This is a genomic window from Amycolatopsis silviterrae (assembly GCF_042684085.1).
In the GTDB taxonomy this organism is placed as follows: domain Bacteria; phylum Actinomycetota; class Actinomycetes; order Mycobacteriales; family Pseudonocardiaceae; genus Amycolatopsis; species Amycolatopsis silviterrae.
In genome coordinates this window covers 68416-81897 of the sequence record NZ_JBHUKS010000017.1, presented here as the reverse complement: position 1 = coordinate 81897, position 13482 = coordinate 68416, and the positions used below count along the sequence as shown (strand labels likewise).

Genomic DNA, 13482 nt, shown 5'->3' with positions numbered 1-13482 from the left:
CCGCACCCATAGCGCCGCCTGGGCGCGAGCCGTCACTCCAGGGCGGCAAGAACCAATGCGGCCATCGATCCTGGGTCGCCGTTTTCCGGCCGCAGCACCAGATCCGGCGACTCCGGCCGTTCGTACGGCGCGTCCACCCCGGTGAAACCGGTGATCTCGCCCGACCGGGCCTTGGCGTACATGCCCTTCGGATCGCGGTCCTCGCACACCTCCAGCGGGGTGTCGACGAAAACCTCCGTAAACGGCAGGCCCGCGGTTTCGTGCACTTGCCGGGCGAGTTCGCGATCGGCCTGGTACGGGCTGATCAGCGACACCACCGCCACCACCCCGGCGTCGGCGAACAGCTTCGCGACCTCCGCGACCCGGCGGATGTTCTCCGCCCGGTCGGCCGGGGCGAACCCGAGGTCGCCGTTGAGGCCGTGCCGGAGATTGTCGCCGTCCAGCAGGTAGGCGGGGCGGCCCGAGGCGACCAGCCTGCGTTCCAGCTCCACCGCCACGCTCGACTTGCCCGACGCGGACAGCCCGGTGAGCCAGACGGTGCGGCCGCGGGTCGCGCGTTCGTCCCGCGACACCGCCGCCGGATGCCAGACCACGTTCGGGGCGGTCGTGCTCGGGCCGGTGATCATGCCCGCGCCGACGGTGTCGCCGGAGTGCTCGTCGACCAGCAGGAACCCGCCGGTCGGCCGGTTGCGCAGGTACGGGTCGAACAGCAGCGGCTGCCGCGTGCGCAGCCGGATCCGGCCGATCTCGTTGAGCGACAGCGCTTCCGCGGTCTCGTCGCGGTGCAGCGTGGTGACGTCCAGCCGGTAGTCGAGCGCGCTGACCTCCGCCTTGGTCTCGCGGGTGGTGTGCCGCACGAGGTAGCTCGCGCCCGGAGCGAGCGAGGCCTGTTCGGAGAACCAGCACACCATCGCGTCGACGTCCTGGCCCACATGCGGCCGGTTGCCCGGACGGCAGATCAGGTCGCCGCGGCTGAGGTCCAGTTCGTCGGACAGCTCGATCGTGACGGCCAGCGAGGCGAACGCCTCGGTCACCGCGGTCCCGCCGGGGCCCCAGATCGCCCGCACGGTCGTGGTGAATCCGGACGGCAGCACGGTCACCTCGTCACCGGGCTTGAAGACGCCACCGGCCACCGTTCCGGCGTAACCCCGGAAGTCCCGGCTGTGCTCGCGGATCACGTACTGCACCGGAAAACGCGCGTCGACCAGGTTGCGATCCGAAGCGACGTGCACCTGTTCCAGGTGGTGCAACAGCGAAGTGCCCTCGTACCACGGCATGCTCGCGCCGCGGTGCACCACGTTGTCGCCGTGCAGCGCGGACATCGGCACGAAGGTCAGGTCGGGCGTCCGCAATTTCATCGCGAACCGGCTGAAGTCCTCGCGGATTTCCTCGAACCGCTCCTGCGACCAGTCGACGAGGTCCATTTTGTTCACGCACACCACGAGGTGCCGGATGCCGAGCAGGCTGGCGAGGAACGCGTGCCGGCGCGACTGTTCGAGCACGCCCTTGCGCGCGTCGACCAGGATCAGCGCGACGTCCGAAGTGGACGCACCGGTGACCATGTTCCGGGTGTACTGCACGTGTCCCGGGGTGTCGGCGATGATGAACTTCCGTTTGGGCGTGGCGAAATACCGGTGCGCGACGTCGATCGTGATGCCCTGTTCGCGTTCCGCGCGCAGGCCGTCGGTGAGCAGGGCGAGGTCCGGGTACGCGTCGCCGCGCGCCTGGCTCGTGCGTTCGATCGCTTCGAGCTGATCGGTGAACACCGTCTTCGAATCGAACAGCAACCGGCCGATCAGGGTCGATTTGCCGTCGTCCACGCTGCCCGCGGTGGCGAGCCGCACCGTCGTGACCCGGTCCCCGGCGCTCATCAGAAGTAGCCTTCCTTCTTGCGGTCTTCCATTCCGGCCTCGGAAATCCGGTCGTCCGCGCGCGTCGCGCCGCGTTCGGTGACCCGCGTGGCGGCGACCTCGGCCACCACCTCCGCCGGCGACGAGGCGGCCGATTCGACACACCCGGTGCAGGTCGCGTCCCCGATGGTGCGGAAGCGAACCGTTGCCGGATAAGGCACTTCGCCCTCGCCCACGGTGAGGAACCGGGTCTCCGCGAGCAGCATCCCGTCGCGCTGGACGACCGGCCGCTGGTGCGCGTAGTACAGCGACGGCAGCGTCACGTCCTCCGCTTCGACGTACTGCCAGATGTCCAGCTCGGTCCAGTTCGACAACGGGAAAACGCGGATGTGCTCGCCCTTGCGATGCCTGCCGTTGTAGAGATTCCACAATTCCGGACGCTGCCGGCGCGGATCCCATTGCCCGAATTCGTCGCGGAAGCTGAACACGCGTTCCTTGGCGCGGGCTTTCTCCTCGTCGCGGCGCGCACCGCCGAACACGGCGTCGAAGCCGTTCTCGCGGATGCCGCGCAGCAACGTGGCCGTCTGGAGCCGGTTCCGTCCCGCCTTGAGGTCTTCGACGCTCCGGCCCGCGTCGATGTCGTCCTGGACGCTCGCCACCACCAGCCGCAGTCCGTAGCGCGCCACGGTTTCGTCCCGGAACCGGATGACCTCGTCGAAATTGTGCCCGGTGTCGACGTGCATGACCGGGAACGGCAGCGGCGCGGGCCAGAACGCTTTCGCCGCGACGTGCAGCATCACCATCGAGTCTTTCCCGCCGGAGAACAGCAGCACCGGCCGCTCGAAGGTCGCCGCCACCTCGCGGAAGACGTGCACGGCTTCGGCTTCGAGCGCGCCGAGGTGGCCCAGTTCGTAGGCCGGGGGTGCCGGGGTCGCCATCGGGATCCGCCCTTCCGGGGTTCGAGGACAGAAAAGTAGAACAGGTTCTTGCGCTGGGTCAAGCGGCGGAGGAGGCTGGGCGCATGGACCTGGTCGCACTCGAAGAGATCCGCCGCGTGAAATTCCGCTACCTCCGCTGCCTCGACCTGAAGCGGTGGGACGAGATGGCCGAGACGCTCACCGAGGACGCCCGCGTGCACTACGGCACGCCCTCCTACGGCGAACCGCTGAACTTCGACGGCCGCGACGCGCTGATGGAATTCCTGCGCACCGCCGTCGGCCCCGGGATCACCACGATGCACTTCGCCGGGCACCCGGAGATCGAGATCGACGGCGACACCGCGACCGGCCGGTGGATGTTCCAGGACAAAGTGATCGTCGCCGAGCACCGGGTGGTGATCGAGGGCGCGGCGTACTACGAGGACACCTACCGGCGCGAGAACGGGGCGTGGCGGATCAGCAGCCTCGAGTACGAGCGGCTGTACGAGACGATGGTGTCGATGAAGGACCAGCCGGGCTGGAAGATGACCGCGAACATGTGGGACCAGCCCGCCTGACCGCGGCGGTCCGTGAAGGACTCCAGAAAGGACGCTCGCTCCCGCGAAATGCCCAATCGACCCCCGCATGGCCGTATCCGCAGGTCCGTGAGGGGAACCCCGGGGGAATCAGAGTCCCTCAGGGTTCCCCTCACGGACGACAAGCCGGTGTCTCCCACCCGCTGAGCCTTCAAGCCCAGCCAGGCCGGACCCCGCCCGTCTCAGCGGTCACCGCGTCCGCGACCGCCGCCAAGGCCGCGCCCCGGCGCGCGATCTCCGCGCCGGTGATCGGTTCGCCGACCGACAGCGTCAGCACCAGCTCCTGCCGCCCCGACGCGTCGAAAGTCGGGGCCGCCAGCAGGCTCACCGCGTGTTTCTTCCGCGGTTCGAGGTCCGCGCCGAGGTACACCCGCTCCCCCAGGCTCGACACCAGCTCGCCGACCAGACCGCGCACCTCGGGCGGCAGATCGCCGGCCGCGACGCCCGCCATCAGCGTGTAGAGCCGCCGCCCCGCCGACGTCAGGCTTTCGACCAGATACCCGTGTTCCCGGCATTCGGCGACCACCCGCCGCAGGTACGCCTCGTCCAGCCGCACCGGCACCGCGGGCGGCGTGGCCAGCCAGGCGTCGAAGGCGGATTCCGCGTCCCACAGCACGTACATCAGCCCGACCGGCGGCGCGAACGGATACGTTTCGCCGAGCCGGACCTTGCCCGGACCGGCGCTCTGCAGCATCAGGATCCGCCCGTCGACCACCGCCGACGCGGTGCAGGTCGCCTGGTACCGCGCGCTCAGCTCTTCCAGCCGGGTACGGGCGATCTCGCTGGCCCCGAACCCTTCCCCCGCCGCGCGCCCGGCCGCGATCATCGCCGGGCCGAGGCGGTAGGTCGTCGACCGGGGATCGCGGACGACGTAGCCGCTCGCGGTCAGCTCGGTCAGGATGCCGAGGCAGGTCGGCTTGCTCAGGTCCAGTTCGCGAGCCAGCGCGGAAAGCCCGAAGCGCCGGCCCGGCCGCGCCGTGAAGTAGTCCAGCAACCGCACGACCCGTTCGGTCGGCGGCGAGCGCCGGGAGACCGCCATTGACCCATCCTTAGAACGCGTTCTAGTCTCAACCGACACCGAACGTACCACCCCGGTACAGAGTTGGACCAGTGTGAGGAGTCTCCCGGTGCTGACCGAACCGCTCGCCGGCGCGATCGCCGAAGCCGAAAAGATCATCGCCGAGGCGCCGCACATCCGGACCGAACAGGACCTGGTCGAGGGCTACGACTACCTCGCGGGCAGCATCCGGGCCTCGGTCCAGACCGCGTGGGCCTACGACCGGGACTTCCCGTACTTCACCCTCTCCACCGGCCCGTACACGAAAATGGGCCTGGACAACCCGGACACCCTGTACTTCAACGCGAACATCCGCGAGGACCGCGAGTACGTCGTCACCGGCACCCGCGGCACCACCGCCGACCTCAGCTTCCAGGTCCTCAACGGCGACTACACGCCGGTCGAGGTGCCCGACAGCATGACCGCGTTCGACGACCGCGACATCCCGGTCGCCGCCGACGGCACGTTCGAAATCCGCTTCGGCCCGGCGAAACCCGACCCCGAGCCGGGTTATTTCGTGCTCGGCCCCGGTTCGTCGATGCTCGTCGTCCGCGAGGTCTACAGCGACTGGGCGACCGAACGGCGCGGCACGATCCAGCTCCGCTGCGCCGACACCACCGGCCAGGCACCGCCCGCGCTCTCGCGCTCCGCGATGGAGAAGCGCTACGGCGTCACCGGCAAGATCCTGCTCAGCCGGCTCCGGACGTTCCTCGCCTTCCCGAAGTGGTTCTACCTGAACCTGCCGGTGAACACGATGACCGAACCGCGCAGCACGCCCGGCGGCCTGCCCACCCAGTACTCCTCGGCCGGGCACTACGAACTCGCCGACGACGAGGTCATGATCGTCACCGTGCCGCGCTCGGACGCGCCGTACCAGGGCATCCAGCTCGGCACCCCCTGGTACATCTCGCTGGACTACCTCAACCACCAGACCAGCCTCACCGCCGACCAGGCCCGCGTCGACCCGGACGGCAAGATGCGGTTCGTGATCAGCGAACGCGACCCCGGCGTCGCGAACTGGCTCGAACGCACCGGGCACGACCGCGGCTACGTCCAGATCCGCTGGCAGCGGCTTTCCCGTGACCTGACCGAAAAGGACGGCCCGGAGGTGGAGGTCGTGAAGTTCGGCGACCTCGCCGACCGGCTGCCCTACCACGCAGAGGCCCGCGTGACCCCGGAGGAATGGGCACAGCGGATCGCCGCACGACAGGCCGCGGTGGCGGCCAGGATGCTGGGCTGAACTCATGGATCTCCTTGCCGACACCCGTCTCTTGAAGGACAAGGTCGTTCTCGTCTCCGGCATCGGCCCCGGGCTGGGCCGTTCGATCGCCCTGCGTTCCGCCGCGGCCGGAGCCGACGTCGTCCTCGCCGCCCGCACCGAATCCCGGCTCACCGAGGTTGCCGCCGAGGTCGAGGCGCTCGGCAGGCGCGCCGTCTCGGTGCCCACCGACATCACCGACGAAGCCGCGGTGACCAAGCTCGTCGAGACGGCGCTGAGCGAGTTCGGCCGGCTGGACACGTTGGTGAACAACGCTTTCGCGGTCCCGCCGATCACCGATCTCGCCGACGTCGACCTCGACGCGGTCCGCGCCGGGTTCGAGACCAACGTGATCTCCGCGCTCCGGCTGACCCGCCTCTGCACCCCCGCGCTCGCCGAAACCGCCGGTTCGGTCGTGATGATCAACTCGGCCGTGCTGCGGCATTCCCGGCGGACGTTCGGCGCGTACAAGATGGCCAAGACGAGCCTGCTCTCGCTCGCGCAAAGCCTCGCGTCGGAACTCGGCCCGCGCGGCATCCGGGTGAATACCGTTGCCCCGGGCTACATCTGGGCGGACTCCCTCAAGTGGTACTTCTCCCATCTCGCCAAGGAACGCGGTGTGTCCGCCGAGCAGGTGTACGCCGAAACCGCGAAGACGATCGACCTGCGCCGGCTTCCGGAACCCGACGAAATCGCCGACACCGTGGTGTTCCTCGCGTCCGCGCTCGCCCGCTGCGTCACCGGGCAATGCCTCGACGTGAACGCCGGCGAATACCACCACTGAGGGGAACAGCATGCTGCCAGGACGGGACAGCGTCGGCACGGTCGAAGACCTGCACGCGTCCGCCACGAAACTCACCGGCCTCGACGACTTCGGCGGAGACGACCACCTCGAAGGCCTGCGCGTACTGCTCGATTCCTACGCCAGCGAAGCCGGATTGACGCCGTACGGCAACAAAGTCCACCGTGCTTTCCTGCGCGGCGCACTGGTCGCACGGCTGCTGAGCGAAGCTTCGTGGAAGCAGAATCCGCAGTACGCCGACGTGCCCGTCGAGCGGCCCATCTTCGTCACCGGCCTGCCGCGCACCGGAACCACCGCACTGCACCGGCTGCTCACCGAAGACCCCGCCCACCAGGGCCTCGAAGTGTGGCTGACCGAAATGCCGCAGCCGCGCCCGCCGCGCGAGACATGGGCGAAAAACCCGGTCTTCCAAGCGATCCAGGCCGGATACGAGCAGCACCACGTCGAGCATCCCGAGTTCATGGGCCTGCACCACATGTCGGCCGACCAGGTCGAGGAATGCTGGCAACTGCTAAGGCAGTCGCTGAAATCCGTATCCTACGAATGCCTCGCGCACGTGCCCGGCTACTCGCGCTGGCTCGACGGGCAGGACTGGACCGACGCCTACCGCCGCCACCGGCGCAACCTGCAGCTGATCGGCCTCCCCGACGCGGGCCGCCGGTGGGTGCTCAAGAACCCGAGCCACCTCTTCGCCCTCGACGCGCTCCTTGAGGTCTACCCGGACGCGCTGGTCGTGCAGACCCACCGCGCGCCCAGCACCATCATCGCCTCGGTGTGCAGCCTCACCGAGCAGGCTTCCGACGGCTGGTCGGACACCTTCCGCGGCGAGGTCGTCGGGCGCAGCCAGCTCGACCTGTGGGCCCGGGGCGCGGAACAGTTCGAGGCCGCCCGCGCCCGGCACAACCCGGCGCAGTTCTGCGACGTCCGGTACGAGGACTTCGTCGCCGACCCGATCGGCACCGTCGAAGGCGTCTACCGGCACTTCGACCTCGAACTCGCCCCGCAGGCGCGCGACGCGATGACCACCCTGCACGCGCGGAGCCGCACCGGAGACGCGAAACCGAGGCACCGCTACGACCTCGCCGACTTCGGCCTCACCGCCGGGGAGGTCGACGAGCGGTTCTCCGGATACCGCGCCGCGCACCAAGGTTGACGCCGTTTCGAGACCGGGCTTCTCGCCGAACCGGCCTCGCGGGGCATGGCCGCGCCCTAGGATCTGCCTGACGTTCCTTGAGCGGAGAGCAGGTATGACGACCTTCACCTACACGATCCTCGAGATCATCCCGCGGGCATTGCTGTTGATCGTGGGGCTCATCGGCCTGATCCTCTCGGCCAGCCGGCGCTCGCGGGGCGGCTCCGGGCTGATGGTGGCCGCCTTCTCGGTCATGCTCGTCACCACGGCGCTGGGCATCGCCTGGCAGCTCATGCTGTCGGACGTGGCGTCCTGGATGGCCTCGGATCACCTGAGCAGCGACGAGATGTCGACGATCATCATGGCCGTCAGCATCCCGCTCAGCCTGCTCGAGGTGCTGTCGTGGCTGCTGGTCGTGCTCGCCGTCGTGAAGGGCAAACGGGCGGCGCAGCCCGGTTTCGCGCCGGGCGGGTATCCGATGGCCGGGCAGCCGGGGTTCGCTCCGCAGGGCGGGTACGGCCAGCCCGGGTATCCGCAGCCCGGCTACGCGCAGCCTGGCTATCCCGCCCAGCCGCAGCCGGGCCAGCCCCAGCCCGGTCAGCCGCAGCCGGGTTATCCGCAGCCGGATCCCGGGCAGCAGTCCGGTTACTCCCAGCCGCCGCAGCCCAACCCGGGCGAAGGGCCGCAGCAGCCGCCGAACTGACGCCCGGTCAGACCGCCGCCTCGGCTTCGGCCCGGGCGAGAATCTCGGTGACAGTCTCCTCGACGGTCAGCTCCGAGGTGTCCAGCCAGAGCCCGATGTGCGGGGTCTCCTCGCGGAGGTAGGCGTCCAGCCCGGCGATCCCGGTGTCGCCCGGCTGGTACGCCACCTTCCCGCGCGCCGCCTCTCGCTGCGCCACCACCTCGATGCTCGGCGCGAGAACCACGACGTAACACGGCCTCGTCCGGAGCGCGCCGACCATCTCGGTCAGGTGTTCGCCGAGCACGATGTCCTGCAGCACCACGTCGAACCCGGCGGCCGCGTACCCGTCGGCGACCTGGGCCGCGAGCGCGTAGCGGAGCCGTAGCTGGCGGATCGCCTCGGCGGGCGGATCGGCCGGGCCCATCTCGGCCCGGCCGTTGACCACCATCCGCCGGAACGCGTCCCCGCGCACGTGCACGGACTTCGGCAGCCGTTCGGCGAGCGCCTGCGCCACCGTCGACTTTCCGGCCGCTTGGATGCCGGTCACCAGGAAGATCGTCACGCCGGCGACCCTTCCTGCTTCACGGCCGGTCCGCCAGCGATTTTCAGCGCCGCTGCCTCCGCCGCCGTGCCGACACCATCAGCACGAAACCGCTGAGCAGGCTGAAAAGCGCGCCGAACAAGAGATCCCGGACCGGCGTGCCGGTCGTGGCCAGCGGCGGTGTGCCCGCCGGACCCGTAGGCGGGGTCCCCGGAGTCACTGGAGTGTCCGTCGTACAACCAGGTTCGGCACCGGTCACACAGCTCGTGCCCGGATTCGGCGAGACCACGACGTTGCGCAGATGCCGCCCGGCAGCAGTCTCGGGTTTGACGGTGATCGAGTAGGTGACCGTGACGGTCTGGCCGACCGCCAGTGTCCCGTGCCAGGTCAGCCGCGAGCCGGTCTGCTCGACGGTTCCGCTGGTGGCCTTGGCGTCCTGGTTGTAGCTGGCATCGTCCAGGACGTCGGCGAGGTCATCGACGAACGCCGCGTCCGGATATGCGGCGGTGCCGGTGTTGACGAGGTCGACGGTGTAGGTGACCTTCTCCCCCGGCTTCGCCGTCGCCACGCCCGCGCGCTTCGTGACGGTCATGGACCGCACCGGGGTTTCGGTGCCGCAAGCCGGATCTCGGGGCTGGCAGTTCGTGTCGTCCGGGCTGGTGACGGCGTTGCGCAGGATCCGGTCCCCGCGCGGCGGATCCCCGACGGTCACCGAATACTTGATGGTGACCTCCGCGCCCGCCGCAACCGAGCCGGTCCACTGCAGCCGCGGGTGAACAAAGTGGACAGTCCCGCCGGTCGCCGTGGCATCCTCGTTGTACGCGGCGTCGTCCAGCACGCCGGACAGGTCATCGGTGAACGACGCGTCCGGCTGCGCCGCCTCGCCGACGTTGCGCACGGTCACCGTGTAAGCGACCTTCCCGCCAGGTGTGGCAACCGCCGGATCCGCGGTCTTGGTGATCCGCAGGTGCGGTTTCGGCAGCACGACGCGGCAATCCGGATCGGTCGAGCCCTCCGGGCAGTTCGACCCGGTCCCGGTCACGGTGTTGACGAGCCGGTGGTCGCCGGCGTTGGTGACAGTGACGGAATACGTGATGGTCGCGGTGGCGCCCTTGGCCAGGTTTCCGGTCCACGTCAGGTTCGGCGGCGCGACCGCGACGGTGCCGGTGTCCGCCTTGGCATCGCCGTTGTACGTCGCGTCGTCGAGCACGCCCGCGAGATTGTCGGCGAACGACGCGGACCGGTAGTCGGCCTCGCCGACGTTCTGGACGGTGATCGTGTAGCTGACCCGGTCGCCGGTTTTGATCTCCGCCGGGGTCGCGCTCTTCGTGATCTTCAGCGCGGGCAGCGGCGTGACCGTCCCGCAGTCCGGATCGTGCGCGCCGGGCGGGCAGTTGCCGCCGCCGGTGACCGCGTTGGCGAGCTTCTTGTCGCCGCGTGGCGGATCGTGCACGGTGACGGTGTAGGTGATCGTCACCGTCGCGCCTGCTTCGACGTCGCCGGTCCAGGTCAGTTTTGGTGCGGTGTAAGCGGTTGTGCCGGTGGTCGCTCGTGCGTCGTTGCCGTAGGTCGCGTCGTCGAGGACGCCGGTGAGGTCGTCCGTGACGGTCGCATCGCGGTAGGCCGCCTTGCCGTCGTTGGCCACCAGGACGGTGTAGGTGACGGTGTCGCCGGGGCGTGGGTCGGACGGGGCCGCGGTCTTCTTGACGTGCAGGCGGGCGACCGGGGTGACCGGATTGCAGTCCGGGTCGGTGTTTCCGGGCGGGCAACCGGAATCGGGCGGCCCGGTGATCCCGTTGCGGAGTTCGCTGTCCCCGTCAGGCGCTGTGCTGACGGTGACCGAGTAGGTGATCGTCGCGGTCGCGCCCGCGGGCAGGTCGGCCGTCCAGGTCAGGGTGGGTTCGGCGTAGTTGACCGTGCCCAAGGTGGCGGTGGCGTCGTCGTTGTAGGCCGCGTCGTCCAGGACTCGGCTCAGGTCGTCGGTGAAGCTCGCGCCTCGATAGGTTCCGCTGCCCGGGTTTCGGGCGGTCACGGTGTACGTGACCTTGTCACCGGGCTGCGCGGTCGCGGGTGAAGCGGTCTTCGACAGTTCGAGCGCGCCGATGCCGGTATCCGTAGTGCAGGTATCGCAGGTCGAACCGTCCGGCCCGGTGACAACATTGCGCAGACGGTGGTCACCGGCGGGCGGGCTGCCGACCGTGACGGAGTAGCGGACGGTCACGGTGGCACCTGCCGCGACGTCTCCTTCCCAGCGCAACCGCGGGGCGGCGAAGGACACAGCACCAGAGGTGGCGGTCGCGTCGTTGTTCCACGTCGCGTCGTCGAGGACGCCGGAGAGGTCGTCGGCGAACGTCGCCCCGGGATAGGCGGCCTCGCCGATATTGCGCACGGTCACGGTGTAGCTGACTCGCTCCCCGGGCTTGGCGTCGGTCTTGTCCACGGTCTTCTTGATTTCGAGCGCGCCGATCGGGGTTTCGGTGACGCAGTCCGGGTCGGCGCTCTTCGGAGCACAGTTCGAGTCGGCCGGGCCGGTCACCGCGTTGCGCAGCTTGTGGTCCCCGCGCGGCGGCGAGTGGACGGTGACGGTGTAGCGGATCGTGACGGTCTGGGCGGCGGGAATGTCGCCGGTCCACGTCAGTTTCGCCGTGTCCGGGTCGTATGCCGGCTGCGTGGCCGCCGGGGCGGCCGTGGCATCGCCGTTGTAGACGGCGTCGTCGAGCACGCCGGTCAGGTCGTCGGAAAGACGGACCGCGGTCGCCGTCGCGCCGCCGATGTTCTCGGCGGTGATCGTGTACGTGACGGTGTCGCCCGGTTTCGCGGTGGCGGGCGAGGCGGATTTCCGGATCACCACGCCGGAAATCGGTTCGTCCGTCGTACACGCCGGGTCCGGGCCGCAGTTCGAGCCGTCCGGGCCCACGACCCAGTTGGTCAGGCGACGGTTTCCTTGCGGCGGGTCGGCCACCGTCACCGTGTACGTGATGGTGACCGTGGCGCCCGCCGCGACGTCACCGGTCCAGCGCAGCGCGCGTCCTGCTTGGTCGTACTCGACGGTGCCGGATCCCGTTGCCCGGGCGTCGTTGTTGTAGGCCGCATCGTCGAGCACGTCGGTCAGGTCGTCCGTTACGTTCGCCCCAGCCCACGTGGCCTGTCCGTCATTGGTCACCGTGACCGTATAGGTCACGACGCTCCCCGGACTCGGATCGGCGGGCGAGGCGTGTTTGGCGATCTTGAGCGTCGTGATCGGCACTGCCGTCGAACACGCCGGATCCGGCGAGTCCTGAGCGCAGTTGCTTTCCGGAACCGTCACGACGTTGGCCAGCTTCTTGTCCCCGCCCGGCGGTGATCCGACGGTCACCGAATACGTCATGGTGACGGTGTCGCCCGGCGCGATCGCGCCCGTCCAGGTGAGCTTGCGGCCGTCGTAGCCGGGTTGCGTCGGCGTCGGCGTGCCGCCGGTCGTGGTGGCGGCGTCGTTGTTGTAGGTGGCGTCGTCGAGGACGGCGGACAGGTCGTCGGACAGCTGAGCGGCCGGTGCGGGTCCGTCGCCCTCGTTGGTGACCGTGACCGTGTACCGGACGGTGTCCCCCGGCTTCGCGGTCTGCTCGCTCGCGGTCTTGCGCACGACGAGCTTCGACGTCAGGTTCGGCGCGATCGAACAGCTGGCCAGGTCGGTGATCGGCCACGAGCCGCCGGACTCGGACTTGACCCGCCCGACCTGGTTGTCCTGGGCGTTGCCGCCGGGCACCAGCGTCGACGCGCCGGTGCGCGGGTCCACTTTGTACAGTGCGCCGCCGTAGTACCCGAGGTAGATCGAACCGTGGAAGTACGCCATTCCGTAGTTGTTGAACCCGTTGGCCGACCCCCGCCCGGTGACCTGGACGGCCCGCGTCGTGGTCCCGGTCGCCGGATCGAGCCGATAGACATACGTCGAGCCGCCGTAGGAAATGCCGTAGTACGCGCCGCCCTCGTCGTCCACGAACAGGTCGGGCACCAGTGATCCGCCGAGGAAAACCGGATCGTTCGACGGCACCGGCGTCAGGTTCGAGCCCCTGGTCCAGACCGTCGTCGCGCCGGTGGACAGGTCCATCCCGAACAGCTTCGGCGCGCCGCCGTTCTGCGCGCCGAACAGCATCCCCGTGTTCGGATCCGCGGCGAGACCGCCCCAGTTCACCCCTGCGGGCAGCTGCCGGGTCTCGCCGCCGGCGATCTGGTCGGTGACCTGGTCAGTGCCGGAAACGTGCTTGTACAGCGTGCGGTTCGCGCTGGTGTAACTGGAATAGAACGCCGCCGGACGGCCGCTGTCGGGGTCCTTGCCGAGCGCCATATTGGTCGACCAGTAATCCGGCAGCCCGCCGCCCGCGCGTTTGCTGATGACCGTGTTCTGGATCTCGGCGTCCCCGGCGGCATCGGTGCGGAACTGCATGCCCGAGCGGAAATTGCTGTAATAAAGATGGTCGCAGTCGAATGCGGACGGACTCTGCTCGCCTTCGACCGGCCACGTCTGCGCCGCCGCCGGGGCCGCCGTGCCCACCGCCACGCCGGACACCGCGAGCGCCGTCACCAGGACCTGTACCGCGAAGCGCCGAACCGCCGACCGCACCATGATCGCATCGAATCAACGTGCCCCGCCGCCGACAACTCGAAAAC

10 protein-coding genes are annotated in these 13482 nt (G+C 69.4%); 5 read left to right on the top strand and 5 right to left on the bottom strand.

Going from position 1 to position 13482, the window contains the following annotated elements; all coding sequences use genetic code 11:
• Positions 1-32 precede the first annotated feature (32 nt).
• Positions 33-1871, bottom strand: a complete 1839-nt coding sequence (gene cysC / locus ACFSVL_RS24635) for an adenylyl-sulfate kinase (protein WP_378307904.1) — start codon at positions 1869-1871, stop codon at positions 33-35.
• On the bottom strand, positions 1871-2788 hold the full coding sequence (cysD, locus tag ACFSVL_RS24630; RefSeq protein WP_378307903.1) for a sulfate adenylyltransferase subunit CysD: 918 nt from the start codon (positions 2786-2788) through the stop codon (positions 1871-1873). The genes cysC and cysD overlap by 1 nt, the downstream gene beginning before the upstream one ends.
• An 83-nt stretch (positions 2789-2871) precedes the next feature.
• Here cysD and ACFSVL_RS24625 point away from each other — a divergent pair, with 83 nt between their 5' ends.
• On the top strand, positions 2872-3345 hold the full coding sequence (locus ACFSVL_RS24625; protein ID WP_378307902.1) for a nuclear transport factor 2 family protein: 474 nt from the start codon (positions 2872-2874) through the stop codon (positions 3343-3345).
• Between the two features lie 169 nt (positions 3346-3514).
• Here the strand turns inward: ACFSVL_RS24625 and ACFSVL_RS24620 are convergent, their stop codons facing one another.
• A complete protein-coding gene (locus ACFSVL_RS24620) occupies positions 3515-4402 on the bottom strand; it encodes a helix-turn-helix domain-containing protein (RefSeq protein ID WP_378307901.1) in 888 nt (295 codons plus the stop codon).
• Positions 4403-4490: 88 nt separating this feature from the next.
• Here ACFSVL_RS24620 and ACFSVL_RS24615 point away from each other — a divergent pair, with 88 nt between their 5' ends.
• The 4 genes from ACFSVL_RS24615 to ACFSVL_RS24600 all read left to right on the top strand — a co-directional run bounded on the left by ACFSVL_RS24615 (position 4491) and on the right by ACFSVL_RS24600 (position 8315).
• Positions 4491-5660 carry a hypothetical protein gene (locus ACFSVL_RS24615; RefSeq protein ID WP_378307900.1) on the top strand — a complete coding sequence of 390 codons (1170 nt, stop codon included), beginning with the start codon at positions 4491-4493 and terminating at the stop codon, positions 5658-5660.
• A 4-nt stretch (positions 5661-5664) separates the two neighbouring features.
• A complete protein-coding gene (locus ACFSVL_RS24610; RefSeq protein ID WP_378307899.1) occupies positions 5665-6462 on the top strand; it encodes an SDR family oxidoreductase in 798 nt (265 codons plus the stop codon).
• Positions 6463-6472: 10 nt separating this feature from the next.
• The gene (locus ACFSVL_RS24605) at positions 6473-7633 is read left to right on the top strand and encodes a sulfotransferase family protein (RefSeq protein ID WP_378307898.1); all 1161 of its coding nucleotides are present in this window, start codon (positions 6473-6475) and stop codon (positions 7631-7633) included.
• A gap of 94 nt (positions 7634-7727) precedes the next feature.
• Positions 7728-8315, top strand: a complete 588-nt coding sequence (locus ACFSVL_RS24600) for a hypothetical protein (RefSeq protein WP_378307897.1) — start codon at positions 7728-7730, stop codon at positions 8313-8315.
• A gap of 7 nt (positions 8316-8322) precedes the next feature.
• Here the strand turns inward: ACFSVL_RS24600 and ACFSVL_RS24595 are convergent, their stop codons facing one another.
• Positions 8323-8856 (bottom strand): AAA family ATPase, encoded by a 534-nt coding sequence (locus ACFSVL_RS24595; RefSeq protein WP_378307896.1) that lies wholly within the window; start codon positions 8854-8856, stop codon positions 8323-8325.
• A 43-nt stretch (positions 8857-8899) separates the two neighbouring features.
• Entirely contained in the window at positions 8900-13438 is a 4539-nt protein-coding gene (locus ACFSVL_RS24590; RefSeq protein ID WP_378307895.1) for a DUF7927 domain-containing protein, read from the bottom strand.
• Between the last annotated feature and the right edge of the window lie 44 nt (positions 13439-13482).